Origin of the sequence: Microbacterium sp. MMO-113 (assembly GCF_037148555.1) — a bacterium.
Classification (GTDB): Bacteria; Actinomycetota; Actinomycetes; order Actinomycetales; family Microbacteriaceae; genus Microbacterium.
The window spans coordinates 487,458-512,831 of record NZ_JBBCTD010000004.1; the positions used below are offsets into that span (position 1 = coordinate 487,458).

General features: G+C 67.2%; 23 protein-coding genes. 12 read left to right on the forward strand and 11 right to left on the reverse strand.

Translation table 11 applies throughout. The features are described from left to right. Positions 1 to 85 precede the first annotated feature (85 nt). The 4 genes from WFJ36_RS16095 (at position 86) to trxA (ending at position 5,336) form a co-directional block, all read left to right on the forward strand. Entirely contained in the window at positions 86 to 2,281 is a 2,196-nt protein-coding gene (locus tag WFJ36_RS16095) for a DUF6049 family protein (RefSeq protein ID WP_336643698.1), read from the forward strand. Next, on the forward strand, positions 2,274 to 3,890 hold the full coding sequence (gene murJ, locus WFJ36_RS16100) for a murein biosynthesis integral membrane protein MurJ (protein ID WP_071329775.1): 1,617 nt from the start codon (positions 2,274 to 2,276) through the stop codon (positions 3,888 to 3,890). The genes WFJ36_RS16095 and murJ overlap by 8 nt, the downstream gene beginning before the upstream one ends. A gap of 79 nt (positions 3,891 to 3,969) precedes the next feature. Then, a complete protein-coding gene (gene trxB, locus WFJ36_RS16105; protein WP_025102858.1) occupies positions 3,970 to 4,944 on the forward strand; it encodes a thioredoxin-disulfide reductase in 975 nt (324 codons plus the stop codon). Between the two features lie 68 nt (positions 4,945 to 5,012). Next, positions 5,013 to 5,336, forward strand: a complete 324-nt coding sequence (gene trxA, locus WFJ36_RS16110) for a thioredoxin (RefSeq protein WP_025102859.1) — start codon at positions 5,013 to 5,015, stop codon at positions 5,334 to 5,336. A 73-nt stretch (positions 5,337 to 5,409) separates the two neighbouring features. Here trxA and WFJ36_RS16115 read toward each other — a convergent pair whose 3' ends face one another. The 11 genes from WFJ36_RS16115 to rpmH form a co-directional block, all read right to left on the reverse strand. Continuing rightward, entirely contained in the window at positions 5,410 to 5,775 is a 366-nt protein-coding gene (locus WFJ36_RS16115; RefSeq protein ID WP_336643699.1) for a GrpB family protein, read from the reverse strand. A gap of 15 nt (positions 5,776 to 5,790) precedes the next feature. Further along, on the reverse strand, positions 5,791 to 6,126 hold the full coding sequence (locus WFJ36_RS16120) for a tryptophan synthase subunit alpha (protein WP_336643700.1): 336 nt from the start codon (positions 6,124 to 6,126) through the stop codon (positions 5,791 to 5,793). 9 nt (positions 6,127 to 6,135) lie between these two features. Next, on the reverse strand, positions 6,136 to 7,584 hold the full coding sequence (locus WFJ36_RS16125; protein WP_218138570.1) for a sugar porter family MFS transporter: 1,449 nt from the start codon (positions 7,582 to 7,584) through the stop codon (positions 6,136 to 6,138). 61 nt (positions 7,585 to 7,645) lie between these two features. Next, the gene (locus WFJ36_RS16130; protein ID WP_336643701.1) at positions 7,646 to 8,620 is read right to left on the reverse strand and encodes a ParB/RepB/Spo0J family partition protein; all 975 of its coding nucleotides are present in this window, start codon (positions 8,618 to 8,620) and stop codon (positions 7,646 to 7,648) included. Then, on the reverse strand, positions 8,620 to 9,543 hold the full coding sequence (locus WFJ36_RS16135; RefSeq protein WP_442927878.1) for a ParA family protein: 924 nt from the start codon (positions 9,541 to 9,543) through the stop codon (positions 8,620 to 8,622). Before WFJ36_RS16135 ends, WFJ36_RS16130 begins: the two co-directional genes overlap by 1 nt. A 1,716-nt stretch (positions 9,544 to 11,259) precedes the next feature. Further along, the gene (gene rsmG, locus WFJ36_RS16140) at positions 11,260 to 11,907 is read right to left on the reverse strand and encodes a 16S rRNA (guanine(527)-N(7))-methyltransferase RsmG (protein ID WP_071329771.1); all 648 of its coding nucleotides are present in this window, start codon (positions 11,905 to 11,907) and stop codon (positions 11,260 to 11,262) included. Between the two features lie 24 nt (positions 11,908 to 11,931). Further along, entirely contained in the window at positions 11,932 to 12,423 is a 492-nt protein-coding gene (locus tag WFJ36_RS16145) for a Jag family protein (RefSeq protein WP_071329770.1), read from the reverse strand. Continuing rightward, a complete protein-coding gene (gene yidC / locus WFJ36_RS16150; RefSeq protein WP_336643703.1) occupies positions 12,420 to 13,490 on the reverse strand; it encodes a membrane protein insertase YidC in 1,071 nt (356 codons plus the stop codon). Before yidC ends, WFJ36_RS16145 begins: the two co-directional genes overlap by 4 nt. A gap of 3 nt (positions 13,491 to 13,493) precedes the next feature. After that, on the reverse strand, positions 13,494 to 13,844 hold the full coding sequence (gene yidD / locus WFJ36_RS16155; protein ID WP_062637723.1) for a membrane protein insertion efficiency factor YidD: 351 nt from the start codon (positions 13,842 to 13,844) through the stop codon (positions 13,494 to 13,496). Continuing rightward, positions 13,841 to 14,191 (reverse strand): ribonuclease P protein component, encoded by a 351-nt coding sequence (gene rnpA / locus WFJ36_RS16160; protein WP_083391819.1) that lies wholly within the window; start codon positions 14,189 to 14,191, stop codon positions 13,841 to 13,843. The genes yidD and rnpA overlap by 4 nt, the downstream gene beginning before the upstream one ends. Positions 14,192 to 14,197: 6 nt before the next feature. Next, positions 14,198 to 14,335 carry a 50S ribosomal protein L34 gene (gene rpmH, locus WFJ36_RS16165; RefSeq protein WP_022879826.1) on the reverse strand — a complete coding sequence of 46 codons (138 nt, stop codon included), beginning with the start codon at positions 14,333 to 14,335 and terminating at the stop codon, positions 14,198 to 14,200. Positions 14,336 to 14,559: 224 nt separating this feature from the next. Here rpmH and WFJ36_RS16170 point away from each other — a divergent pair, with 224 nt between their 5' ends. The 8 genes from WFJ36_RS16170 (at position 14,560) to WFJ36_RS16205 (ending at position 25,373) form a co-directional block, all read left to right on the forward strand. Beyond that, positions 14,560 to 15,174, forward strand: coding sequence for a phage holin family protein (locus tag WFJ36_RS16170; protein ID WP_071329768.1), 615 nt, complete (start codon positions 14,560 to 14,562; stop codon positions 15,172 to 15,174). Positions 15,175 to 15,359: 185 nt separating this feature from the next. Further along, a complete protein-coding gene (gene dnaA, locus WFJ36_RS16175; RefSeq protein WP_060921326.1) occupies positions 15,360 to 16,751 on the forward strand; it encodes a chromosomal replication initiator protein DnaA in 1,392 nt (463 codons plus the stop codon). 481 nt (positions 16,752 to 17,232) lie between these two features. Further along, positions 17,233 to 18,375, forward strand: coding sequence for a DNA polymerase III subunit beta (dnaN, locus tag WFJ36_RS16180; protein ID WP_025102872.1), 1,143 nt, complete (start codon positions 17,233 to 17,235; stop codon positions 18,373 to 18,375). Between the two features lie 52 nt (positions 18,376 to 18,427). Then, the gene (gene recF / locus WFJ36_RS16185; RefSeq protein ID WP_071329767.1) at positions 18,428 to 19,642 is read left to right on the forward strand and encodes a DNA replication/repair protein RecF; all 1,215 of its coding nucleotides are present in this window, start codon (positions 18,428 to 18,430) and stop codon (positions 19,640 to 19,642) included. After that, on the forward strand, positions 19,635 to 20,144 hold the full coding sequence (locus WFJ36_RS16190; RefSeq protein WP_071329766.1) for a DUF721 domain-containing protein: 510 nt from the start codon (positions 19,635 to 19,637) through the stop codon (positions 20,142 to 20,144). Before recF ends, WFJ36_RS16190 begins: the two co-directional genes overlap by 8 nt. Positions 20,145 to 20,262: 118 nt before the next feature. Then, positions 20,263 to 22,344 (forward strand): DNA topoisomerase (ATP-hydrolyzing) subunit B, encoded by a 2,082-nt coding sequence (gene gyrB / locus WFJ36_RS16195; RefSeq protein WP_083391818.1) that lies wholly within the window; start codon positions 20,263 to 20,265, stop codon positions 22,342 to 22,344. Between the two features lie 72 nt (positions 22,345 to 22,416). Then, positions 22,417 to 24,972 (forward strand): DNA gyrase subunit A, encoded by a 2,556-nt coding sequence (gene gyrA, locus WFJ36_RS16200; RefSeq protein ID WP_071329765.1) that lies wholly within the window; start codon positions 22,417 to 22,419, stop codon positions 24,970 to 24,972. Continuing rightward, a complete protein-coding gene (locus WFJ36_RS16205; protein ID WP_071329764.1) occupies positions 24,969 to 25,373 on the forward strand; it encodes a DUF3566 domain-containing protein in 405 nt (134 codons plus the stop codon). The genes gyrA and WFJ36_RS16205 overlap by 4 nt, the downstream gene beginning before the upstream one ends. Position 25,374 lies beyond the last annotated feature (1 nt).

Below are 25,374 nucleotides of genomic sequence, written 5' to 3' on the forward strand. Positions count from 1 at the left end.
TCAGGGTTCTCCTCTGTCCGGCCTCCTAGAATCGCAGAGTCAGTACTCACGATCCGCCTCTCCCCGGCGTTCGAGGAAGACCTTCATGACCGCGATCACTCCCGAGACGGGCCTCCGCGCGCGCGTGCGCCGGCTCGCGGCGTTCGTGGTCGCCGCCGGCGTCTGCGTCGTCGGCATCGCCGGTCCCGCTGTGGCGGCCGACCAGCCGGCCGCCGACGACGATCAACGGGTGGAACTGCATGTCACGGCGGGCCTGCGCGGGACCGTCGCCCCCGGGACGTCGACGTCGGCCGTGGTCACGATCGACAACCGCACCGAGGCGGAGCTCTCCGCTGGTCGCGTCGAGATCGAGCTCGGCAGCACGCCACTGACCGACGACGACGCCGTCACCGAATGGTTGGACGAGGGCCAGGCCGCGGGTTCCTTCCTCTCCCTCGGAGAGGAGACCACGAAGCCGACGGAGGCGGGCGGATCCGCCGGCACCACCGTGTTCGTGCCGCAGGAGACCTTGAAGCCGTTGAAACCCGGGGTGTACCCGCTGCGGGCTGCCCTGAGCGACGCCGGCACGAAGGATGGTGAGGGACAGCGCACCACGACCTGGGACACCACCGCGACGAGCGTCCTCGTCGTCACCTCCGGCCCCACAAGCCCGGTCGGGGTCATCGTGCCCATCACCGCCACGCCGGCGGGCGGTGCCCTCCTGAGCGCCGAGGAGCTCGCGGAGTTGACCGCCCCGGACGGCGACCTCACCGCGCAGCTCGACGGCGTGGCCGGGACGACGGCGGTGCTCGCGGTCGACCCTGCCATCCTCACGTCGATCCGCGCGCTGGGCACCGCCGCCCCCTCAGCGGCGACTGACTGGCTGCAGCGGCTCGACGAACTCCCCAACGCCCGTTTCGCCCTGCAGTTCGGCGATGCCGACCTCACGGTGCAAGCGCAGGCCGGTCTGCCCGAGGCGCTGGCACCGCTTCCGCTGACCTCGCTGCTCGATCCCGCCGCGTTCCCCCAGCAGCGAGCCGTGACACCGACGAGTACTCCCGGCATCACTGCAGAACCGTCGCCGACGCCGACCGACGGACCGGCTCTTCCCACCGACGAGGAGCTCACGGAGATCGACGGCGCGATCCCGGGGATCGTCTGGCCGGAGAGCGACCTCACGGAGGCCGACCTCGCGGCGTTCACCGGCTATCTGGGCCGCCCCGCCACGACCATCGTGTCGTCCGAGACCGTCGGCGATCAGAGTGCGGCCCATGCGACAGCGGGCGGTCAGGACCTGCTCGTCATCGATGCCGCCACGTCGGCCGCGTTGTCTGCTGCGGCGACCGAATCCGCCTCGGTTCCCCGTCAGGGGCTGTTGGCGGAAGCGGCCGCGCGGCTCTTCCTCGCCGGCGCCCGGGCCCCCGGCGCTCCGATCCTCATCGGCCTGGAGCGCGACGAGAACCGCTCCGCGGATGCCCTCCGCGACGCGATCTCGGCAGCCGACTCGATCGGCTTCGAGCTCTCGACGGTGCGGGCGGCTCCCGCCGCCTCGGTGACGCTGCCCGAGACGGCCGCGGCGACCCAGGCGTCCGACCTCACCAATCTCCTCGCCGACGAGCGCTCCCTCACGGCCTTCGCCACCGTCCTCAGCGACCCCCTCGTGCTGCTCAGCCCCGAGCGGATCCGGGTCCTGCGGACCATCGCGGTCGGATCGTCCGCGGAAGCCTTCGCCGAGAAGGTCGCGGCCCATCGTGCCCGCACCACCGAGACGCTCGGTGCCGTCAGCATCCCCGACTCCAGCACCATCCAGCTCCTCACGGCCAACGCCGACCTCCCCATCGCCGTGCGCAACGACCTCCCGTGGCCGGTGACGGTGCGGCTGTACGCCGCCCCCACCGATCCGCGCCTCGAGGTGACGCCCGTGATCGACGTCGCCGTGCAGGCGAACTCGACCACGAGGGCGAAGGTGCCGGTGTCGGCCCGAGTCGGCAGCGGCGAGCTCGATCTGCGCCTCAGCCTCACCAGCCCGACCGGGGTGCCGATCCAGTCCGAGCAGACCATCCGCGTCGCGGTGCGCGCGGAGTGGGAGACCATCGGCCTCGTCGTCTTCGGCGGACTCGCCGTGCTCCTCATCGCTCTCGGGGTGGTGCGCACCGTGCGTCGGAAGCGCCGAGAGGCGATCGAGGAGCAGGCCGTCGAGGCCGCCGTCGAGGAACTGATCGAGGAGAAGGAGGCGGAGGCGGCCGTGCAGGAGCACCACGACGGTCCGGATGCCCCGCCGACGAAGGAGTCGCGTGAGTAGTCTCGGGCGCGCCAGCGCCATCATCGGCGCCGGCACCATGGTGTCGCGCGTGACCGGGCTGCTGCGCAGCATCGTCCTCGTGGCGGTGATCGGGTCGTTCAACTCGGGGCCCGCCGACGCGTTCGCCGCGGCGAACACTCTCCCGAACAGCGTCTTCTCCCTCATCTCCGTCGGCATCCTCACCGCGGTCATCGTGCCGCAGATCGTCAAGGCCACCGCAGACGCCGACGGGGGCAATGCCTTCATCTCGAAGCTCTTCACCCTCGGCACGGTCGTGCTGGTGGCTGTCACGGCGATCGCCACGATCGCCGCCCCGTGGCTCGTGCAGATCGTCGCCGGGGGCCTGTCCTCGACCACCCAGGCGCTCGCGACCGCGCTCGCGTACTGGTGTCTCCCGCAGATCCTGTTCTATGGTCTGTACGCCCTGCTGGGCGAAGCCCTGAACGCGCGGCGGATCTTCGGTCCCTTCACCTGGGCGCCCGTCGTCAACAACATCGTCTCCATCATCGGGTTCCTGATCCTGGGATGGGCCTTCTCCCCGGTCTCCCGGAACTCCGCCGACTGGACGCCGGAGATGATCGCGATGCTCGGCGGCACGGCGACCCTCGGCATCGCCGTGCAGGCGCTCATCCTGCTGCTGTTCTGGAGACGGACCGGGCTGTCCCTGCGTCCCGACTTCCACTGGCGGGGCGTCGGCCTCGGCAACGTGGGCAAACTCGCGGGGTGGACCTTCCTGATGGCCCTGGCCTCGCTGTCCGCGGGTGTGCTCCAGGGGAACATCGTCAGCAACGCGTCGGAGTCGGGGGCGTCGCTCGCCGTGACGGCCAACGCCTGGCTCATCTTCATGCTGCCGTACTCGGTCATCGTGCTGTCGATCGGGACCCCGTACTTCACGCAGATCAGCGAGCACGCGGCCGCAGGTCGCGACGACGAGGTCCGCGGAGACATCTCGCGCAGCATCCGCACGCTACTGTTCTTCATCGTCGCCGCCGTCGCCGCGGTCGCGGCCGCGGCGATCCCCGCATCGCGTGTCTTCACCGAGAGCCCTTCGGATGCCGAGGGAGCCGCCATCGTCCTCCTCTGCTATCTGATCAGCCTCATCCCGCTCACGATCCTGTTCATCGTCCAGCGGACCTTCTACGCTTACGACGACACCCGCACCCCCTTCTGGTTCACGATCTTCCAGTGCACGTTGATCGTCGTGACCGCACTGGGCGCGGCGGGGCTCCTGTCCGCGGAGATCATCGCCCTGTCTCAGCTGGCTGCCGCCGTGGCTCTGGGCCAGTCGATCGCCAGCACGCTGCAGACGATCGTGGCGACCTGGCTGCTGCACCGCAAGATCGGTGGGCTGGGCGTCCTCTCGTGGATGCGTGCCCTGGCGCTCTTCGCGATCGCCGCGATCCCGGCCGGTCTCGCCGGCTGGGGCACGTTCCTCCTCCTCGGCGGGACGACGGGATGGGCGACGTCCGGAGTCATTCCCGGCACCCTGGCGACGGCCGTCATCGGCCTCGTCGTCGTGCTCGTGTACGTCGCGATCCTCGCGGTCTTCCGCGCCCCGGAGCTGAAGGCCGCCGGCGGGCTCGTCCGCCGCTTCCTGCCCGGCCGCTGACGCGGGAATGCCCCGCGGTTACCATGGGTTGAAACAGTCGGACGTCTTTCGACGGCACCGCCTTTCTAACGGAGATCACATGCGTCAGGTCATCATCATCGGCTCCGGCCCCGCCGGATTCACGGCTGCCATCTACGCGGCGCGCGCGAACCTGGAGCCGCTGCTCATCGCGAGCTCCGTCGAGGTCGGCGGAGAGCTCATGAACACGACCGAGGTGGAGAACTACCCCGGCTTCCCGGAGGGCATCCAGGGCCCCGAGCTCATGGCGAAGTTCCAGGAGCAGGCCGAGAAGTTCGGCACCGAGGTGCTCTACGACGACGTCACCGAGCTCGACGTCGCCGGCCCCGTCAAGAAGGTCACCCTCGGTTCGGGCGCGACCCACGAGGCGAAGACCATCATCTACGCGACGGGTTCCGCCTACCGCAAGCTCGGCATCGAGGGCGAGGAGCGTCTCTCCGGCTTCGGCGTCTCCTGGTGCGCCACCTGCGACGGCTTCTTCTTCCGTCAGAAGACCATCGCGGTCGTCGGCGGCGGTGACTCGGCGATGGAGGAGGCCACCTTCCTCACGCGCTTCGCGGACAAGGTGTACGTCATCCACCGCAAGGACACCCTGCGGGCCTCGAAGATCATGCAGGAGCGCGCCTTCGCGAACGAGAAGATCGAGTTCGTGTGGAACAGCGAGGTCGTGGAGATCCTCGGCGACAACGCCGTCTCGGGCGTGCAGCTGCGTTCCACCGAGGACGGCTCGCTGCGCGACCTGCCCCTCGACGGCCTGTTCATCGCCATCGGCAACGACCCGCGAACCCACCTCGTCCACGAGAAGCTCGAGCTCACGCCCGAGGGGACGATCTGGGTCGACGGTCGCTCCTCGCGCACGTCGGTTCCCGGTGTCTTCGCCGCCGGCGACGTGATCGACCCCACCTACCGCCAGGCCATCACCGCCGCCGGAACGGGCACGATCGCGGCCCTCGACGCCGAGCACTTCCTCGCCGACCTGGAGGACTCCTCCGTCGAGGTCCCCGCGGCCGAGGCGGCCGAGGTCATCACGGCCTGACCACGGCCGGGAACACTTTCCCCTCGCCCGTTGTTGCAACAGGCGAACCTCGAACAAGGAGAACTCTGATGAGTGCAAAGGCAACGAGCCAGGCGACCTGGGAGCAGGACGTGCTGCAGGCCGATGGTCCCGTGCTGGTGGACTTCTGGGCCGAGTGGTGCGGTCCGTGTCGTATGGTCGCGCCGGTGCTGGACGAGATCCAGTCCGACAACCCCGACAAGATCACCATCCTCAAGCTCAACGTGGACGAGAACCCGGAGCTGGCCATGAAGTACCAGATCACGTCGATCCCGGCGATGAAGGTCTTCCAGGGCGGAGAGGTCAAGACGACGATCATCGGCGCCAAGCCGAAGTTCGCCCTCGAGCAGGATCTGGCCGCTTTCCTCGGCTGATCCCCCACGACCGCGAGAAGGGCCGCACCTCCGGGTGCGGCCCTTGTCGCATCCTCCGGGCCGCCCGTACTGGTCAGCGCTTGTCGTACACGTCCACGGGCTCGAGACCGCGCGCGGCCCGGGCGCTGTTCACGATCTCCTGGATGACGGCGGTCTTTCCCGCGTTGTAGGAGGACACCCCGTCCGCTGCCGCCCGCGCAGCGTCGTGCTTGACCTGCTCATATCCGACGCACCATCCGGCGGCCTCCAGCTCGGGCAGACGAGCGTCGAGCCGCTCCCGCGTCTCCACGCGCACCGCGAGGTCGATGACCGGTTTCGCGCTCATCCCGGGAATCGCGGTCGAGCCGATGTGCTCGATGATCCACCCGTCCTCCCCGGCGGCGCGGATCGTTGTCGCGAACTCCTCGAACCGCAGCGGCCAGGACGGGTCAGAAGGCAAGAGGAGCATCGGTCGTCAGGAGGCGTCCGCGATGCGGGGATCCCAGCGACGATGGCGCTGCTTCGCGTCCAGGAGCCCCCACACGGCCGGTGTGAGTTCCGGGTACTCGAGGGCGATCTGTCGCAGCACGCGGTAGTGTCGCGCGGCGTTCGGACGCACACCGTCGTTTGCCGCGATGTTGTCGGCGCGGAGCAGGTAGACGACGAGCTCGTCGACGCTGGGCAGCTCCTCCATGAACTCCCAGGGGTCCTCGCCGCCGAGCAGGCGCTCCTGCACGAGGACGGCGAGTTCGTCCGACGCCTCGGCGCGCAGCACTTCCAGGCTGGCGCGACGGGGGACGGACTCGGTCATCCCTCCAGCCTACGCGCGTGCGCGACGGGGTCGGCGCTCCACCTTCGCATCCTCGCTCATGTCCTCGAGCTCGCGGCCCTTGGTCTCCGGCACCTTGAAGAACACGAAGAAGAACGACAGCAGCGCGAAGAACGCGTAGAAGCCGTAGGCGAACGTGAGGCCGATCTCGGCGAACGCGGGGAACGTCGTCGAGATGAAGAAGTTCGCCACCCACTGCGCCGCGGCGGCCACGGCCAGGGCACCGGCACGGATCGAGTTCGGGAAGATCTCGCCTAGGAGCACCCATACCAGCGGACCCCAGCTCGCACCGAAGAACACGACGAAGCCGTTGGCGCAGATGAGGGCGACGGTGGCCCAGGGGTCGGGGAGAGTCGCGGTTCCGGAGGCGTCGAGCGTGCCGAATGAGAAGGCGAGCGCCATCAGCCCGAGAGTCACCGTCATGCCGACCGAGCCGACGAGCAGCATGATCCGACGCCCGATGCGGTCGACGAGGAGGATCGCGACGATCGTGACGACGATGTTCGTGACAGAGGTGATGACGGAGGTGAGGAGGGCGCTGGACTCGTCGAAGCCCACCGACTGCCACAGCGTCGTGGAGTAGTAGAAGATGACGTTGATGCCGACGAACTGCTGGAACACCGACAGCAGGATGCCGACCCAGACGATCGGCTTGAGTCCCAGCCGGCTCCCCCGCAGATCCCGCAGCGACTCGGAGCGCTCTGTGTCGATCGTCCCCGTGATCTCCTTGATCTTCGCCTCGGTGTCGATCGTCCCCGTGACGGTCTGGAGCACTTCCGCAGCGCGCTTCACCTCGCCCTTGCGCACCAGGTAGCGCGGGGATTCCGGCAGCCGGAGCGACATCAGTCCGTAGACGAGCGCGGGGATGGCCGCGACCATGAACATCCATCGCCACGCGGTCAGACCCCAGAGCGGCTGGTCCGCCTCTCCCGCGATGCCGGCCAGCAGGGCATCGGACAACAGTGCGGCGAAGATGCCGAGGACGATCGCGAGCTGTTGCAGCGAGCCGAGACGGCCGCGAATCGCTGCCGGCGACACCTCTGCGATGTATGCGGGTGCGATCACCGACGCCGCACCGACGCCGAGGCCGCCGATGACTCGCCAGATGATGAGGTCGACGACGCTGAAGGCGAGGCCGGAGCCGATCGCCGAGACGAAGAACATGGCGGCGGCGGCCACCATCACCGGGATGCGGCCGAACTTGTTCGAGACGGGCCCGGCGAACCAGGCACCCACAGCGCAGCCGATCAAGGCCGACGACACCGCGAAGCCCTTGAGGCCGGTGCCGAGATCGAATCCGGAGACGTCTCCGGCCAGAGCGTCGACGGCGCCGTTGATCACCGCGGTGTCGAATCCGAAGAGGAAACCACCCAGGGCCGCCGCGATACTGACGGCGATCACGCGACGCTTGATGGTCGCTGGATCAGCTGGTCTGGACATGACATCCCCCTCGCATCGTCAAGATGACGCGAGTCTATGCCAGCCCCGACCAGGGGCGCGGTCACCGCGCGGAGCCGTACCCTTCTTCACCGAGCTCCTCGAGAATGCGGTTCAGGTCCTGGATCGATGCGAAATCGATCGTGACCTGGCCTTTCCGCGCACCCAGCGAGATCCGGACCCGGGTGTTGAGGCGGTCGCCGAGCGTGCCGGCGACCTCGTCCAGGTACGCCCGACGCGCACCAGGTGTCGGCTTCGGGGTCTTGCCTGCCGACGGCTGCGCCTTGGCGGCTTCTTCCGTCGCGCGAACGGACAGATCCTCGTTGACGACCTTGTCCGCGAGACGCTGCATCGCCTCCGCAGACTCCACGCTGAGGATGGCGCGGGCGTGCCCGGCGGTCAGCACGCCGGCGGCCACCCGCTGCTGCACCGGGACCGGGAGCTTGAGCAGGCGGATGGTGTTGCTGATCTGCGGACGGGAGCGACCGATACGCGTGGCCAGCTCCTCCTGGGTGATGCCGAAATCATCCAGGAGCTGCTGGTAGGCCGACGCCTCTTCGAGGGGATTCAGCTCCGAGCGGTGGAGGTTCTCCAGCAGCGCGTCCCGCAGGAGATCCTCGTCGGCCGTGTCGCGGACGATGGCCGGGATCGCCTCGAGTCCGGCCTCGCGAGCGGCACGCGTGCGCCGCTCCCCCATGATGAGCTCGTACTCGCCGTCGTTGTTCTTCCGGACGACCACCGGCTGCAGCACGCCGAACTCACGGACGCTGTGGACGAGCTCCGCGAGGTCCTCCGGGTTGAAGTGCGTGCGTGGCTGGCGAGGGTTGGGGACGATCGCTTGCGGGTCGACCTGGATCAGATGGATCCCAGGAACCGCCTCGAGTTCGGGCGCGGGCGCGGCGTCGGCGCTCGTGGAGGGAGCCTCGGGGGTCGGAGCGATCTTCGCGCCGGGGAAGAACACGTCGACGGGACGTTCCGTCTGGTCCGCTGTCGGGATGAGGGCGCCGATGCCGCGGCCGAGTCCAGTGCGCTTCGCCATTATTTCTCCTTGCTCTGCGTCTGTCTCGACGCGATCTCGACGGCGGCCTCGCGGTACGCGATCGCCCCGGCGGACTGACCGTCGTAGGCGATGACCGTCTGGCCGAAACTGGGGGCTTCCGACACACGGACGGAGCGCGGAATCACGGTGTCCAGCACCTGCGAGGGGAAGTGGGACCGCACCTCTTCCGCCACCTGCTGGGCCAGCCGCGTCCGTCCGTCGAACATCGTGAGGAGGATCGTCGACAGATGCAGACCCGGGTTGAGGTGCTTCTGGATCATCTGGATGCTACCGAGTAGCTGGCTCAGGCCCTCGAGAGCGTAATACTCGCACTGGATCGGGATGAACACCTCGTTCGCGGCGGTGAAGGCGTTGATCGTGAGCAGCCCGAGGGAAGGAGGGCAGTCGATGATGACGAAGTCCACGGGATGGTCTGCGAGGTAGTCCTCCAGAGCGCGGCGCAGGCGGTGCTCCCGCGCGACCTGCGCGACGAGCTCGATCTCAGCGCCGGCGAGGTGGATGGTGCTCGGCGCACAGAAGAGGTTCGGACTCTCGGGGCTGGGCTGAACGATCTCCGCCAGGGGGAACTCGTCGATGAGGACGTCGTAGACACTCGGGGTGTCGGCGTTGTGCGGCACCCCGAGGGCAGTGGAGGCGTTCCCCTGCGGATCGAGGTCGATGAGGAGGACCTTCGCTCCCAGACCTGCCAGCGCGGATGCGATGTTCACGGCGCTGGTGGTCTTACCCACGCCGCCCTTCTGATTCGACACCGTTAGGATGCGGGTGTCGCCACTGAACTTGACGGAGACCCCTTCCAGCGCGCGGCGCCGGGCGGAGAGATCCGCGATTTCCCGCGCAAGCGGGGTGTCCATCCCGAACGATTCGTTCGATGGTGCCTTCTCGGACTGTTTCACGTGAAACATCCACTCCTTTCGGGGCCGCGTTCCACTCTAATCGCAGCGACCGACCTCGGATTACATCCGCGATGCGGTCTCTCGTCTCCTCCCCCTGAGAGACGGGCGCCCGTAACCAGGCTGTCGGAGCCGGGAGGCATTGGTTTCACGTGAAACGTGCGACCAAGTGCGAACCGGTTGCCTGGCTCCGCCACGCGCACCAGCTCAGAGAGCACTCTGATTCGCAGCGATGATGGCCGCTCTCTCATCAGTCGCCCTTCTGTGCGCTCGATGGCGGGCCCTTCCCGTCGCGCTCCCTTCGTCGGGACATCTCCTCCCATCCGCTGCACTCCGAGTGAAGCGCTCCACCGTGGGTTCTGATGGGAGCAGCGCGCACCCAGTCGGTTCCGGGGACCCGGACGTACTTCGCGGCCCCTTCGCCACCCGCATCAGAGCTGCCGACTCCCTACGGTAGCCGTGCGGACGGCCCGCGGACGGCCCACCCCGGGCGTCGACCTTCGAGCCGGCCGGTACCCTTCCCCAACGTCATCTCTCATGTTGTCTGCTCTCGCCCGGAGTGCATACATGAAGTGCGCTGGCCTGTGGCAACGAACAACCATGTACCCGGCGACCCGATGCCCCTCCTCTCTCGTCTCTGAGCACAATCAGCATGCACGACCTCAGGCGCGACGCGGTAGACCGTTTCACGTGAAACGCCCGCGCCGTATCGCTCCCCGTATGTTCGAGGCTCGACCCGCCACAGCGTTCCAGCTGGCGCGACCACGTGCTCTCGCGATACTGCACAGCGATGGTCGCGCCGCGTTTCGACAGCCCAGCTCGTCAGACGGTGGGACGCCCATGTCCAGACCGCCGACAGCAGTGTCAACGCAGAGCTACCGCATTGCGCCAGAGGCGGGAACGCCGTGCGGACAGCACTCCAACCACCCGCGCATTGACCGAAAGACGCCCTGGACAACCTCGCAGGCGGACGGGACTGCTGTCAGCGCCTGCAGCCGCGGCTGACGGAACGTGGTCAGCGCCCTCAGGCACACGCGTCCCGCGCCTTGTCCATAAGGCAAAGGGTTCTCACCTCCGTCGTACCGAGGTGATCGCGAAGCAGAGCGTGCCTCGCGACCGCCGTCACGGCGAGTCCCACGTGCGGCCGTGTACCGCCGGGACCACTTCTCCTCTTGTGGTCGCCTCGCCGTTTCACGTGAAACAACCGCGTTGGAGGCTCGGAGGCGCGACATGGCGAAGCCGCGGCGACCAACGCGCCCAGCCCCAAGAGGGCCCTCCGCTCCCCCACCCCTTAGCTCGCCCCGTAGGTCAACAAACGTTCAGCGCGTTTCTCCGTGCACCCAGCTCGCGGGAGTGAGCGGTCCTGGCCCCTGTCTATCGATCGTGCGCACAGCCTCCCGCCGAAGACACGTCCACTACCGGATACCGACGACGACTCACGTTTCACGTGAAACACCCGTGTGAGCGAGACGTCCGGACGGAGTCAGGCACAGCCAGGAGGACCTACGGGCCTGTCATCCCCGTTCCACCACGTCGGCAGCGAGGATGGGGAGCATCGTGGCGCCGACTGGGGCTTATACCGCCCCCTGAGGAAGGGCGCTCCACGTCGGCCCTAGCCGCTACTCAGAGGGTCGGACACGCGGTTCACCTCAGGATGAAGCCAGGAGCTTCGCTCGCGAGGGCGGCACCGAGTCTTGGTCGGAGCGTTTCACGTGAAACGTGCACGTCTCAGCGTACGCGGGCGCGGACGACCCGAGTCGTCTCCGGGAGCAGTCCTTCACCCAGAACTTCGACGCGAACGTCGGAGAGCTTGAACTTCGCGATCTGCTTCCGCGCCGCCTCGATCTCGTTGGCGGCGTTCATGCCCTTCAAGAGGGCGAGTTCACCACCATCGCGCACCAGCGGAGCCGTCAGCGGGATCAAGGTACGCAGTGCGCTCACCGCACGAGCCGTGACGACGTCGAAGGCACCCTTCGCACGGACGTCCTCCGCACGCGCCCGGAGAACGGTGACGTTGGAGAGCCCGAGGTCGTTTACCTGCTCCGTCAACCAGGTGATCCGACGCTCCATAGGCTCCACCAGTGTCCAAGACACGTCGGGGCGTGCGATGGCGAGCACCAGACCGGGCAGTCCGGCACCGGACCCGATGTCCGCCACGGAACCATGGAAGAGCGGTGCGGCGATCGCGCTGTTCAGGATGTGACGGGTCCACAAGCGGGGCAACTCAAGCGGTCCGATCAGGCCCCGCTCCTCCCCTTGACGGGCGAGGGAGTCCGTAAACCGCCGAGCGATCTCCAGGCGGTCTCCGAACAGGTCGGCGGCGACCGTCGGCTCCTGCTCGACGGTCTTCTCGCCAGAATCGCTCGTCTCAGACACCCGCGAGCACTCGCCTTCGGTACGTCAGTGACGGCGCAGGACGGTGTGACGGTCCGCGCCCTCGCCGTACGATTCGGAGACGAGCCCGCGCTCCGCAGCGATGTCGTGCACCAACTTGCGCTCGTAGCTGGACATCGCGGGCAGCGACGCCTGCGAGGAACCCTCATCGAGCTTGGCCGCTGCAGCCTCGACCAGGGTCACGAGCTGGCGGCGGCGCGCGTCACGCGAACCACCGATGTCGAGGATGAGACGCGAGAACGAGCCGGTCTTGTTCTGGACGGCGAGACGCGTGAGCTCCTGCAGGGCCTGCACAGTGTCCGGAGCGGAGAGCAGAGCGAGGCCATCGCCCTCGGCCTCGACGGAAACGTAGGCACGACCCTGACGGACGTCGAGGTTCAGATCACCGTCGATGTCGGCGATGTCGAGAAGCTCCTCGAGGTAGTCCGCCGCGACGTCCCCCTCGTTCTCGAGCTGCGCCACAGTGGGCTCTGCGCTCCCGGTCACGACCTCGCTCATGACGCGTTCCCCTTCTTCTTCGCACGCTTCTTGCCGACCGGCTGCTGCCGCTTCGGCGCCGCCGCCTTCGCCTTCTCAGCCTCCTCGAGCAGACGCTGCTGCTCGGCCTCGTATGCAGCCATCGGAACGACCTTGCCGGAGGAGTCGATCGCCTTGCCCTTGCGGGCGAGCCGCTCCTCGCGAGCCTTGGCCGCTTCGGAACCCGGAGTCGGCATCTCGCGGATCACGAGGAACTGCTGACCCATGGTCCAGAGGTTGGAGATGAACCAGTACACGACGACGCCGAGCGGGAAGAAGACACCGGAGAAGATGAAGCCCAGCGGCAGCACGTAGAGCATGATCTTCTGCATCTGGTAGGCCTGGCCGGTCTTGGCTTCCGGCGACAGGTTCTTCGAGATGATCTGCAGCTGCGTGAAGAACTGCGACGCGATCATCAGGACGACCAGGGTCACCAGGATGATGATCGCCGTGACGTTCTGAGCATCGATCGCGTTTCCGAGGGTCTCGTGCAGCGAGGCCACCCCGGAGAGCTTCGCGTCGTAGAACTCCTGCGTGAGCTCGGCACTCAGCAGTCCGACACCGCCGATGCCTTGCGTCGCGTGCTTGCTGACGTCGCTCAGCACGCTGTAGAGCGAGAAGAAGATCGGCATCTGCACGAGCAGCGGCAGGCAGCTCGACATCGGCGTCGTGCCGTGCTTCTTATAGAGCGCCATCGTCTCGCGGCTCATCGCCTCACGAGAGAGCTGGTCCTTCTTGCCGCGGTACTTCTCCTGGACTTTTCGCAGTTCAGGAGCGATTTCCATCATCTTGCGCTGGCTCTTGATCTGCTTCACGAACAGCGGGATGAGCGCCGCGCGGACCACGATCACGAGTCCGACGATCGAGAGGACCCAGGTGATGCCGGAAGCCGCAGGGAGACCGACGGCCGTCAGCAGCCAATGCCAGGCGACGAGGATGAGCTCGACGATCCACTTCAGCGGCCACAGGATCGTTCCGAGCAGATCGAATCCGCCGGATGCCGGTTCCGGGCTGGGGGTGGCACTGGCGAACAGAAGGTCAAGACCCACCGATCAGTCCTTTCGGGAGGGGACGACGAAACCGTGAGCGGTCAGGTCGTAGCGGAAGTGTCGATGCGGTGTGACGTCGTCGACGCCTCCGCGAGACCAGGGATTGCAGCGGAGGATGCGCCACGCCGAGAGCAGAGCCCCCCGCACGGCGCCATGCTGCTGCACCGCACCTACAGCGTAGGCGGAACAAGAGGGGTAGTACGCACACACGTCTCCGTACATCGGCGAGACCACCTTGCGGTACCCCGCGAGGAAAGCCAGCACGGCGTTGCGCGGAAGGAGCGGGATGCTTCGGAGCACGTCGCGTCCGTGCATCTCCCCCGTGCCCACCGACGACGCCGGCAACGCGGTCATGATGCGGCCTCGACGGGCGCGAGCCGCGCCAGACAGCGGTGAACGTCACTCCGGAGTTCCGCGTACGACGCGGTCGCCGACGCAGGAAGGGCACGGATGACGACATCCGTGCCCTGAGGAACACGCGGGAGCGCCTCCGCACAGACGGCTTTGAGGCGCCGGCGCACGGTGTTTCGCACCACAGCGGTACCCACCTGCTTGCTGATGATGAAACCGAAACGCGCTGCTCTGCTCTCACCCGTCGCCAGCATCGAGGTGAGGACGCGGGCCCCGCCACAACGCGATCCGCGTCGAACGACCAGTCGGTAGTCGCTCCCGCGGGTCAAACGGAACGGGCGGGCGAGCACAGCTGCTTACGCGGAGAGCTCGGTACGGCCCTTCGCGCGGCGTGCCGAGAGGATGGCACGGCCGGCGCGGGTGCGCATGCGGGCACGGAAGCCGTGCTTCTTGGCGCGACGACGGTTGTTGGGCTGGAAGGTGCGCTTGCTCATGAGATCACTCCGGGAATGCTGCCACCGGATTCACTTCGACCGGAGACATAGGGAACTGCCATACAGGCATAAGTCAACCGATTAAGGGTACGTCTTGGCGGCGCACAGGGCAAATCTACCGTACGGCCGTTCCGGGCCGCTCCGCGTGCGAGGGCGCCATCCGGCCGTCGATATGCTAATCCGACCGCCGATGAGCCGAGATGCCATGCCAGCGAGAGGCCGAGATGACCGATCAGCAGACCCCCTCCTCCGACTCCGGTTCCGAGCCCGCCCGTGACGGCGGAGCATCAGGTGCGCTCTCCACCGCGGCGATCGCCACCGGCGCTGTCTCCCTGATCCTCCTGGTCGCCCTCGCCGTTCCGTACTACGCCCTCCAGAACCCCTGGCTGATCCCCGCCTTCGTCCTCGGCGCGGCAGCCGCGATCGGCGGAGTCGTCCTCGCCCGCCGAGCGCGCCGCGCTCCTTCGGACGAGCGCCGCACGGCAGGTCTCGGGTTGGCAGCTGCCCTCGCCGCGCTCGTCCTCGCCCTCGTCCTGCTGGTCGTCTTCCTGCTCGGACTCTGGTCGCCGCCGCAGAACAAGGTCTTCCTCGAGGGAACAGGACCGCAGTCCGGGGTCACCGCCACGTTCAGCAGCGACGCCGAGACCAGGACGCTTCCCTGGCCGGCTGTGGGAAACGCGCAGTACACCACCTCGGAGTCGTCCACCTGGATCACGATCACGGCCCCGAGCGACAGCAAGGATCAGACGGTGGGTTGCAGGATCTACTGGAACGATGACCTGGTCGTCGAGGAGACCTCGGACTCCGGCACGGTCAGCTGCGTATACGACGCCGACTGACGGCGCCCGGCTCCCCTCCACACAGGAGCTATCCACAACCCCGAGCAATCGACCGAACCGCCACACGACCTGATTCTCTGCGGCAGGTTGCCGTTCCCGACGCCGATGACTAGCGTGGGCATCCGTAGTTATCCACAGGGCAGCCCCTCCCGCGCTCCCCTTCCCGATCCGTCGTCCGGAGCACCATGTCCTCACCAGCCCAGCCCGATGTCCCGATCTGGACCACGGTGCAGGAGCTGCTGGAATCCGACGATCGGGTCACCCCGCAGCTTCAGGGCTTCCTGAGCCTCGCGGTGCCGGCCGGGGTGATGTCGGCGACGCTGTACCTGGAGGTGCCGAACGACCTCACCGCGGCGCAGATCAACAAGCGTCTGCGCCTGCCCATCATGGAGGCCCTCGCTCATGTCGGCGAGGAAGTGACGTCGTATCGGGTGGTCGTCAACCACGAGCTCGCCGATCAGCCCACCGCTCCGATCGCCGTGGCGGACTACGGTCGGCAGGATCCGGTGCGCGCCGAGTCGCCGATGGAGCAGCCGACGGCGCTACGCCACGAGTCCCGCCTCAACCCGAAGTACACCTTCGACAACTTCGTCATCGGCCAGTCCAACCGCTTCGCCCACGCGGCCGCGGTGGCCGTCGCCGAGGCGCCGGCCAAGGCCTACAACCCGCTCTTCATCTACGGCGACTCCGGACTGGGCAAGACCCACCTCCTGCACGCCATCGGCGACTACGCGCAGTCCCTCTACGCCGGAGTCAAGGTGCGCTACGTCTCCAGCGAGGAGTTCACGAACGACTTCATCAACTCCATCGCCAACAACCGCGGCGCCGCCTTCCAAGCCCGGTACCGCGAGGTGGACATCCTCCTCATCGACGACATCCAGTTCCTCCAGGGGCGTGCGGAGACGCAGGAGGCGTTCTTCCACACGTTCAACACGCTGCACGATCACAACAAGCAGGTCGTGATCACCAGCGATGTCGCGCCGAAGCACCTCACGGGCTTCGAGGACCGCATGCGCAGCCGATTCGAGTGGGGCCTCATCACCGACGTGCAGGCACCCGATCTCGAGACGCGTATCGCCATCCTGCGGAAGAAGGCGCAGAGCGAGGCTCTCCACATCCCCGACGAGGTGCTCGAGTACATCGCCACGGTCGTGTCCTCGAACATCCGCGAGCTGGAGGGAGCACTCATCCGGGTGTCGGCGTTCGCGAGCCTGAACCGTTCGGCCCTCGACATCTCCCTCGCCCAGACCGTCCTGCGGGACATCATCGACACGGCCGAGGACAACATCATCTCGCCGACCGACATCATCACGGCGACCGCACAGTACTTCAAGCTCACCGTCGACGATCTGTACGGCTCCAGCCGCTCGCAGCAGATCGCCACCGCCCGGCAGATCGCCATGTACCTCTGTCGTGAACGGACCAGCCTCTCCCTCCCGAAGATCGGCCAGCTCTTCGGCAACCGCGACCACACGACGGTCATGTATGCCTACAAGAAGATCAGCGAGCTCATGAAAGAGCGTCGCTCCATCTACAACCAGGTGACCGAGATCACCACGCAGCTCGGTCGTCGCTGACGCCTGCGCGCACGAGAGGGACGCCATCCGACACCGGACGGCGTCCCTTCGGCGTTTGACAGGGCCCTGATCGCCGGATAAATGCGTCTATGCACATGTGGATAACTTGTGGATGACCGTGGAACGCGCCGACGCAGGTGTGGGTCGATCGGAGAAACCTGTGGATAACCACGGGACGGTCGAATCGCGATGGACCCTCGTCCACCCGCGGATTCCTCAGGGTCTCCACAAGTGACAAGTGTGTAGTTCCCTACTCGCGCTTGCTTTCCACCGACTTATCCACAGTATCCACAGGTGTTAACACCGTTAAGGAGTTAAGTCATTCAGGGTGCGATCCGATCACCAGACGGTGGGGAGAACCGTCCGAGGCATGACAAGACCTCCGGCGTAGGGAAGCGCAGGACTGTGGGGCTAGCATGGGATTCCCTGCACTGGCAGGACCCGACGACGACCCGTCATGTTCGACGACAAGGGAGCACCCGTGAGGTTTCAGGTCAACCGCGATGTCTTCAGCGAGGCTGTGTCCTTCGTCGTCAAGCTGCTCCCCCAGCGCAATCCGCAGCCGATCCTCGCCGGAGTCCTGATCGAGGCCGACGGTTCCGGACTCACGCTCTCGGCCTTCGACTACGAGGCCTCCGCGCGGACGACCATCGAGGCGACAGTCGAGACCCCGGGGACGATCCTCGTCCACGGCCGTCTGCTCTCGGACATCGCGAGCCGCCTCCCGAACGCTCCCATCGAGATCGCCGTCGAGGATGACGGCGGGATCGCCGTCACCTGCGGCTCGGCGCGCTTCACGCTCGCCGCCATGCCGGTCGAGGAATACCCGTCGATCCCCGAGGTGTCCGGATCATCCGGCGTCGTCCCCGCCGACGAGTTCGGCACCGCGATCGCGCAGGTCGGCTTCGCGGCATCCCGCGACGATGTGACTCCCGTGCTGACGGGTGTCCAGCTCGAGGTCACCGGCCACACGCTCAGCCTCGTCGCCACCGACCGCTACCGGGTTTCGCTCCGCGACGTGCCGTGGGACGGCGAGGCCGTCGAGGCCACCGCACTCGTCCCCGCTCGCACCCTCGTCGAGGTCGGGAAGACCTTCGGTCACGCCGGCACGATCCAGATCGCGTTCTCGGGGGCCGGGGACCGCGAGATCATCGCGTTCACCGCCGGCAACAAGACCGTGACCTCGCTCCTCATCAAGGGCAACTTCCCCCCGGTGCGCCGCCTCTTCCCGGAGCAGACCGATCACTACGCCGTCGTCAACACCGCTGACCTCATCGAGGCCGTGCGCCGTGTGTCCCTCGTGCTCGACCGTGCCGCGCCGCTGCGCTTCACGTTCTCGACCGACAGCGTCACCATGGATGCCTCGGGCAGCGAGCACGCCCGCGCGTCCGAGTCGGTCGACGCGATCCTCTCCGGTGGCGACGAGGTGACGCTGGGGCTCAACCCGCAGTACCTCATCGAAGCCCTCGGCGCGGTCAAGAGCGAGTTCGTGCGGGTCACGTTCACCTCCAGCGACAACGCCAACAAGCTCAGCCCGGTCCTCATCACCAGCCAGACCTCGGTCGACCAGGCCGGCCTGGACTCGTTCAAGTACCTGCTGCAGCCCAACCTGCTCCTGCGCTGAGCGCGAGCACTCGCCCCGAGGGAGTGTCCGACCCGGAAGGTAGGCTGGCTCCGTGATTGTGGAGCACCTCAGCCTGGTCGATTTCCGCAATTACGCGACCGCGGAACTCGCCCTGCACCGAGGGCCCAACGTCCTCGTCGGGCGGAACGGTCAGGGCAAGACGAACCTCGCCGAGGCGGTGGTCTTCCTCGCGACGCTCGGGTCGCACCGCGTGTCCACCGACGCTCCGATGGTGCGGGACGGCCAGGACTTCGCCGTCATCCGGGCGCGGCTCTCCCACGGCGAGCGGCGCGTGCTGGTCGAGGTGCAGCTCAACCGGCAGGGATCGAACAAAGCTCGCATCAACGGCTCCCCGTCGAAGACCAATGAACTCCCCCGCTATGCGCATGTCGTGCTGTTCGCACCGGAAGACCTCCAGATCGTCCGGGGCGACCCGTCGGCCCGTCGCCGGTTCGCCGACCAGCTCCTCATCCAGCGCACCCCGCGTCTCGCCGCGGTACTGGCCGACTACGATCGCGTACTCAAGCAGCGCAACGCCCTTCTCAAGTCGGCACGGGCGCGCGGCATCCGCGGTGAGGCATTGAGCACCCTGGACGTCTGGGACGACAAGCTCGTGTCCCTCGGATCGGAGATCATCTCCGCGCGGCAGCGGTTGGCCGCCGACCTGCAGCAGCCGGTGGCCGATGCCTATGCGGCGATCGCGGGCGCCGATCACCGGCCGCGGCTGGACTGGGCGCTGTCCGTCGCCGGCGGCGATCCGGAGGACGACGACGATCGGGACGACACGGAGGCCTCCGCCCCCGTCGACGACGTGCGCGGGGACTCCCGTCGCATCGCCGAGATGTTCCGCGCCTCCCTCGCCGCGAAGCGATCGAACGAGCTCGACCGCGGCCTCACCCTCACCGGACCGCATCGCGACGATCTGGTGCTGCGCGTCCGCGACCTCCCCGTGAAGGGCTACGCCTCGCATGGCGAGTCCTGGTCTGTCGCCCTCGCTCTGCGGCTCGCCTCCGCGGAGCTGTTGCGTAGCGAGTCTCCCGCCGGCGACCCGGTGCTCATCCTCGACGACGTCTTCGCCGAGCTCGACGCGGATCGGCGCCAGCGACTCGCCACCCTCACCGCAGGCTACGAGCAGGTGGTGGTCACCGCAGCGGTGGAGGAGGATATCCCCGACGTGCTCCACGCTCACGTGGTCCGTATCGCGGCGGGCACCATCAGCGACGAGCGCAACCGATCGCAGGGAGAGGAGGGTGCGAGTCATGACTGATGTGCTCACCGACAGCGCGGCCGCGCCGGAGGCTCCTGAGACCGTCGCGACCTACCTTCGACTGCGGGGACTCCAGCCGAGCGCCAAGAACTGGAAGCGCAAGCGACGGATCACCGTCGACGACGACAACGCGCCGTTCACCCCCGGACGCGATCCGGGCAGCCTCGGTGCCGTCCTCGACACCCTCAGCCGCGAGTCCGGGTGGGAGACGACGCTCGCCCGGGAAGACCTCGTCCGCCAGTGGGCCGACCTCGCCGGGGCGGACACCGCGAAGCACTCGGAACCGGTATCGCTCGAACGCGGGCTGCTCACCGTCAAATGCGATTCCACGGCCTGGGCGAAGAACCTCCAGTTCATGCGCGCGACGATCCTCACCGAGATCGGACGACGGTATCCGGAAGCGGGAGTGGAGAACCTCCGCTTCATCGGACCGGACGTCCCCTCGTGGAAATGGGGTCCCAGAGCCGTTCCAGGGCGGGGCCCGCGCGATACCTACGGGTAGGGCACCATGCAAGGGGTCCGAAACGCTCAGAGGGCCACACGCGGCCGTTGAGCGGCATTTCGACTCGAAACCCCGCTAGAATGGGAGTTCGAGATATCGATCTGGAGAATGCCCTCTGATGACGCCTGAATCCCCTGCTGACGAGACGGAACCGAACAACGACGCTTCGTCGGGCTCACAGGCCGGAGGATCGGCGGCACCCGCACCGAAGAAGCAGCAGCCCGGTGAGTACGGCGCCGACTCGATCCAGATCCTCGAAGGACTCGAGGCCGTGCGCAAGCGCCCCGGCATGTACATCGGCTCGACCGGGCCACGTGGACTGCACCACCTCGTCTACGAGATCGTCGACAACTCGGTGGACGAGGCGCTGGCCGGCTACGCCGACACGATCTTCGTCACCCTTCTCGCCGATGGCGGGGTGCGCGTCGTCGACAACGGTCGTGGCATCCCCGTCGACCCGCACTCGTCCGACCCGTCGAAGTCGACCGTCGAGGTCGTGCTCACGATCCTGCACGCGGGCGGCAAGTTCGGCGGCGGCGCCTACGCCGTCTCCGGCGGTCTGCACGGCGTCGGCTCCTCGGTCGTGAACGCCCTGTCGACGCGTTTCGACGTGGAGGTCAAGCAGAAGGGCTTCGTCTGGCGGCACAGCTTCGCCGACGGCGGCGTCCCGCAGCAGAAGCTCGAGAAGGGCGAGGCCACCGACCAGACCGGCACGAGCATCACGTTCTGGCCGGACGCGGAGATCTTCCAGGAGACCGTCGAGTTCGACTACGACACGCTCCGCACCCGGTTTCAGCAGATGGCATTCCTCAACAAGGGACTGCGCATCGAGCTGTCGGACGAGCGGCCGGAGTCGGCCTACGAGACCGAGGAAGACGGCCAGGCGGTCACGAAGCAGCCGAGCGACGTCTTCTTCTACGAGCGCGGCCTCGTCGACTACGTCGAGTACCTGAACAAGGTGCGCCACGCCGAGGTCGTCAACGAGGAGATCATCGCCTTCGAGTCGGAGGACACGGCGCGCAAGATCTCCCTCGAGGTCGCGATGCAGTGGACCACGTCCTACACGGAGAACGTGTTCACCTACGCGAACACGATCAACACGCACGAGGGCGGCACGCATGAGGAGGGCTTCCGGGCGGCGCTCACCACGCTCGTCAACCGCTACGCCCGCGCGAACAACCTCCTCAAGGAGAAGGACGATAACCTCTCCGGCGACGATGTGCGCGAGGGGCTGACCGCCGTCATCTCGATCAAGCTCGGCGAGCCCCAGTTCGAGGGGCAGACCAAGACGAAGCTCGGTAACACCGAGGCGAAGGCGTTCGTGCAGAAGGTGGTCGGCGACCAGCTCGGCGATTGGTTCGACCGAAACCCGAGCCAGGCGAAGAACGTCATCCGCAAGGCAATCGACGCCGCGACCGCGCGGCTCGCCGCCCGCAAGGCGCGCGAGACGGCCCGTCGCAAGAGCGTCTTCGAGTCCGCCGCCATGCCGGACAAGCTCAAGGACTGCACGAGCAAGGACCCGTCGATCAGCGAGATCTTCCTCGTGGAGGGAGACTCGGCCGGCGGCTCGGCGGTGCAGGGTCGCGACCCGCACACGCAGGCGATCCTCGCCCTGCGCGGCAAGATCCTCAACGTCGAGCGGGCGCGCCTCGACAAGGCGCTCGGCAACAAGGAAGTCCAGGCGATGATCCAGGCCTTCGGCACGGGCATCGGCGAGGAGTTCGACATCGAGAAGGCGCGGTACCACAAGATCGTGCTGATGGCCGATGCCGATGTCGACGGTCAGCACATCACCACCCTGCTGCTCACGCTGCTGTTCCGCTACATGCGCGGACTCATCGAGGCCGGCTTCGTGTACCTCGCGATGCCCCCGCTCTACCGCCTGAAGTGGTCGAACGCGGCGCACGAGTACGTGTTCAGCGACGCCGAGCGCGACGCGCTGCTGGCCTACGGCCTGGAGAACGGCAAGCGCATCCCGAAGGACGCGGGCATCCAGCGCTACAAGGGTCTCGGCGAGATGAACGCCAAGGAGCTGTGGGAGACCACGATGGACCACACCACCCGGACGCTCCGCCAGGTGACCATCGAGGACGCCGCCGCCGCGGACGAGATCTTCAGCGTGCTGATGGGCGAGGACGTGGAGTCGCGTCGGAGCTTCATCCAGCGCAACGCCAAGGACGTCCGGTTCCTCGACATCTGATCACCGCGGGGTCCTCGAGCGTGTGCCAGGGGACCCGACGCCTCGACAAGCTCAGCCAACCAGGAAAGACACATGACTGACGAAGAACGCCCCGACATCACCGAGGGCCACGAGCACGGCAAGATCGACCAGGTCGATCTCCAGTCGGAGATGCAGCGCAGCTATCTCGACTACGCCATGGCGGTCATCGTCGGCCGCGCGCTCCCTGACGTCCGCGACGGTCTCAAGCCCGTGCACCGCCGGGTGATCTACGGCATGTACGACGGCGGATTCCGGCCCGACAAGTCGTTCTCCAAGTGCGCCCGCGTCGTCGGCGAGGTCATGGGTCAGTACCACCCGCACGGCGACTCGGCGATCTACGACGCCCTCGTCCGTCTCGTGCAGCCGTGGTCGCTCCGATACCCGCTCGCTCTCGGCCAGGGCAACTTCGGCTCGCCCGGCAACATGGGCGCGGCGGCACCGCGGTACACCGAGACGAAGATGGCCCCGCTCGCGCTCGAGATGGTGCGCGACATCGAAGAGGACACCGTCGACTTCGCCGACAACTACGACGGCCAGACCCAGGAGCCGACGGTTCTGCCGTCCCGGTTCCCGAACCTCCTCGTCAACGGCTCGGTCGGCATCGCGGTCGGCATGGCGACCAACATCCCGCCGCACAACCTCCGCGAGGTGTCCGATGCCGCGCTCTGGGCGCTGGACAACCCGGACCTCCCCCGCGAGCAGCTGCTCGACGGGCTGATCCAGCGCATTCCCGGACCGGACTTCCCGACCGGCGCGCAGATCCTCGGCACGAAGGGCATCCACGAGGCGTACCGCACCGGCCGCGGCTCGATCACGATGCGCGCGGTCGTCAACGTCGAGGAGATCCAGGGGCGGACCTGCCTGGTCATCACCGAGCTGCCGTACCAGGTGAACCCCGACAACGTGGCGGTCAAGATCGGCGACCTCGCGCGCGACGGCAAGATCACCGGCATCGCCGACATCCGCGACGAGTCCTCGGACCGCACGGGTCAGCGCCTCGTCGTCGTGCTCAAGCGCGATGCCGTGGCGAAGGTGGTGCTGAACAACCTCTACAAGCACACGCAGCTGCAGGAGAACTTCGGCGCGAACATGCTGGCGATCGTCGACGGCGTTCCCCGGACGCTCGCGATCGACGGCTTCATCTCGAACTGGATCGCCCACCAGATCGACGTCATCGTACGACGGACGCAGTTCCGCCTGAACGAGGCCGAGAAGCGCATGCACATCCTGCGCGGCTATCTGAAGGCGCTCGACGCGCTCGACGAGGTCATCGCGCTCATCCGCCGGTCGCAGACGACCCAGGATGCGAACGAGGGTCTGCAGAAGCTCCTCGACATCGACGAGATCCAGGCCGATGCCATCCTGCAGATGCAGCTCCGTCGCCTCGCCGCGCTGGAGCGTCAGAAGATCATCGACCAGGCGAACGAGCTCGAAGCGCTCATCGCCGACTACAAGGCGATCCTCGCCGACCAGGGCCGGCAGCGGACCATCATCCGCGAGGAGCTCACCGCCATCGTCGACCGGTTCGGCGACGAGCGGCGCACGCACATCCTGCACGGCTTTGATGGCGATGTGTCGATGGAAGACCTCATCGCCGAGGAGGAGATGGTCGTCACCGTCACCCGCGAGGGGTACATCAAGCGCACCCGCAGCGACAACTACCGTTCGCAGCACCGCGGCGGCAAGGGCGTCAAGGGCGCCCAGCTGCGCGCCGACGACATCGTCGAGCACTTCTTCGTCACCACGACCCATCACTGGCTGCTGTTCTTCACCGACAAGGGCCGGGTCTACCGCGCGAAGACGTATGAGGTGCCGGAGGCCGGGCGCGACGCGAAGGGCACGCACGTCGCGAACCTCCTCGCGCTGCAGCCCGACGAGAGCATCGCACAGGTCCTCGACATCCGCGACTACGCGGTGGCGGACTACCTCGTCCTCGCCACGCGCGACGGTCTGGTCAAGAAGACCCGTCTCGACAACTACGACACCAACCGTCAGGGCGGCGTCATCGCCATCCGCCTGAACGATGAGGACGAGCTGGTCAGCGCCCTCCTCGTCAACGCCGAGGACGACATCCTTCTCATCAGCCGCAAGGGCATGTCGGTGAGGTTCCAGGCGACCGACGAGGCGCTGCGCCCGATGGGTCGCGCCACCGCCGGTGTGAAGGGCATGAAGTTCCGCGAGGGCGACAGCCTGCTGTCCGCCTCGGTCGCCGCACCAGGCAAGTATGTGTTCGTCGTCACCGACGGGGGCTACGCCAAGCGCACCGCCGTCGAGGAATACCGCGTCCAGGGACGCGGTGGATACGGCATCAAGGTCGCCAAGTTGAACGACGATCGGGGCACTCTCGCGGGCGGTCTGATCGTGTCCGAGGACGACGAGGTCTTGGTGGTTCTGTCCAGCGGCAAGGTGGTACGCTCTGCCGTGGCCGAGGTCCCCGCCAAGGGTCGCGACACCATGGGAGTGGTGTTCGCCCGCACGACGGAGGCTGACCGCATCCTCGCCATCGCCCGGAATGGTGAGCGTGGTCTCACCGAAGAAGAGACTGAGCCGGATGCCGATGCCGAGGCCCCCCAGACGACTGAGACACCCGAGGATACAGACGCATGAGCACAGTGGCCGACAAGCTGGCGAAGAAGTCGACACGGAAGACCGGCGGTAAGCAGGTTCGTCTGCGCCTCGTCTACGTCGACTTCTGGTCCGCCGTGAAGCTCTCCTTCCTGGGAGCGGTCGCACTGGCCGTCGTCACGATGGTGTCGTTCTTCCTCATCTTCCTCGTGCTGCAGGCCACCGGCATCATGTCCACCGCCGACGAGTTCGTGCGCAGCTTCACCGACGGCGCCATCCCGCTGTCGGAGCTCGTGGGTCTGCCGCAGGTCATGGCATTCGCGGCCGTCGTGGCGATCCTCAACCTGATCGTCTTCACGGTGCTCGGTGCGGTGATCGCGGGCATCTACAACCTGGCGGTGAAGGTCACCGGCGGTCTGCTCGTCGGCTTCATGTCGAACTGAT

What these genes read in the sequence shown, in the direction of transcription:
- WFJ36_RS16095 (WP_336643698.1), top strand. Translation starts at nt 86, where the DNA reads ATGACCGCGATCACTCCCGAGACGGGCCTCCGCGCGCGCGTGCGCCGG.
- dnaA (WP_060921326.1), top strand. Translation starts at nt 15,360, where the DNA reads ATGTCCTCACCAGCCCAGCCCGATGTCCCGATCTGGACCACGGTGCAG.
- WFJ36_RS16120 (WP_336643700.1), bottom strand. Translation starts at nt 6,126, where the DNA reads ATGACCGAGTCCGTCCCCCGTCGCGCCAGCCTGGAAGTGCTGCGCGCC.
- rpmH (WP_022879826.1), bottom strand. Translation starts at nt 14,335, where the DNA reads ATGAGCAAGCGCACCTTCCAGCCCAACAACCGTCGTCGCGCCAAGAAG.
- trxB (WP_025102858.1), top strand. Translation starts at nt 3,970, where the DNA reads ATGCGTCAGGTCATCATCATCGGCTCCGGCCCCGCCGGATTCACGGCT.
- yidD (WP_062637723.1), bottom strand. Translation starts at nt 13,844, where the DNA reads ATGACCGCGTTGCCGGCGTCGTCGGTGGGCACGGGGGAGATGCACGGA.
- WFJ36_RS16170 (WP_071329768.1), top strand. Translation starts at nt 14,560, where the DNA reads ATGACCGATCAGCAGACCCCCTCCTCCGACTCCGGTTCCGAGCCCGCC.
- WFJ36_RS16125 (WP_218138570.1), bottom strand. Translation starts at nt 7,584, where the DNA reads ATGTCCAGACCAGCTGATCCAGCGACCATCAAGCGTCGCGTGATCGCC.
- WFJ36_RS16205 (WP_071329764.1), top strand. Translation starts at nt 24,969, where the DNA reads ATGAGCACAGTGGCCGACAAGCTGGCGAAGAAGTCGACACGGAAGACC.
- trxA (WP_025102859.1), top strand. Translation starts at nt 5,013, where the DNA reads ATGAGTGCAAAGGCAACGAGCCAGGCGACCTGGGAGCAGGACGTGCTG.
- WFJ36_RS16190 (WP_071329766.1), top strand. Translation starts at nt 19,635, where the DNA reads ATGACTGATGTGCTCACCGACAGCGCGGCCGCGCCGGAGGCTCCTGAG.
- gyrB (WP_083391818.1), top strand. Translation starts at nt 20,263, where the DNA reads ATGACGCCTGAATCCCCTGCTGACGAGACGGAACCGAACAACGACGCT.
- WFJ36_RS16145 (WP_071329770.1), bottom strand. Translation starts at nt 12,423, where the DNA reads ATGAGCGAGGTCGTGACCGGGAGCGCAGAGCCCACTGTGGCGCAGCTC.
- WFJ36_RS16135 (WP_442927878.1), bottom strand. Translation starts at nt 9,543, where the DNA reads ATGTTTCACGTGAAACAGTCCGAGAAGGCACCATCGAACGAATCGTTC.
- WFJ36_RS16130 (WP_336643701.1), bottom strand. Translation starts at nt 8,620, where the DNA reads ATGGCGAAGCGCACTGGACTCGGCCGCGGCATCGGCGCCCTCATCCCG.
- gyrA (WP_071329765.1), top strand. Translation starts at nt 22,417, where the DNA reads ATGACTGACGAAGAACGCCCCGACATCACCGAGGGCCACGAGCACGGC.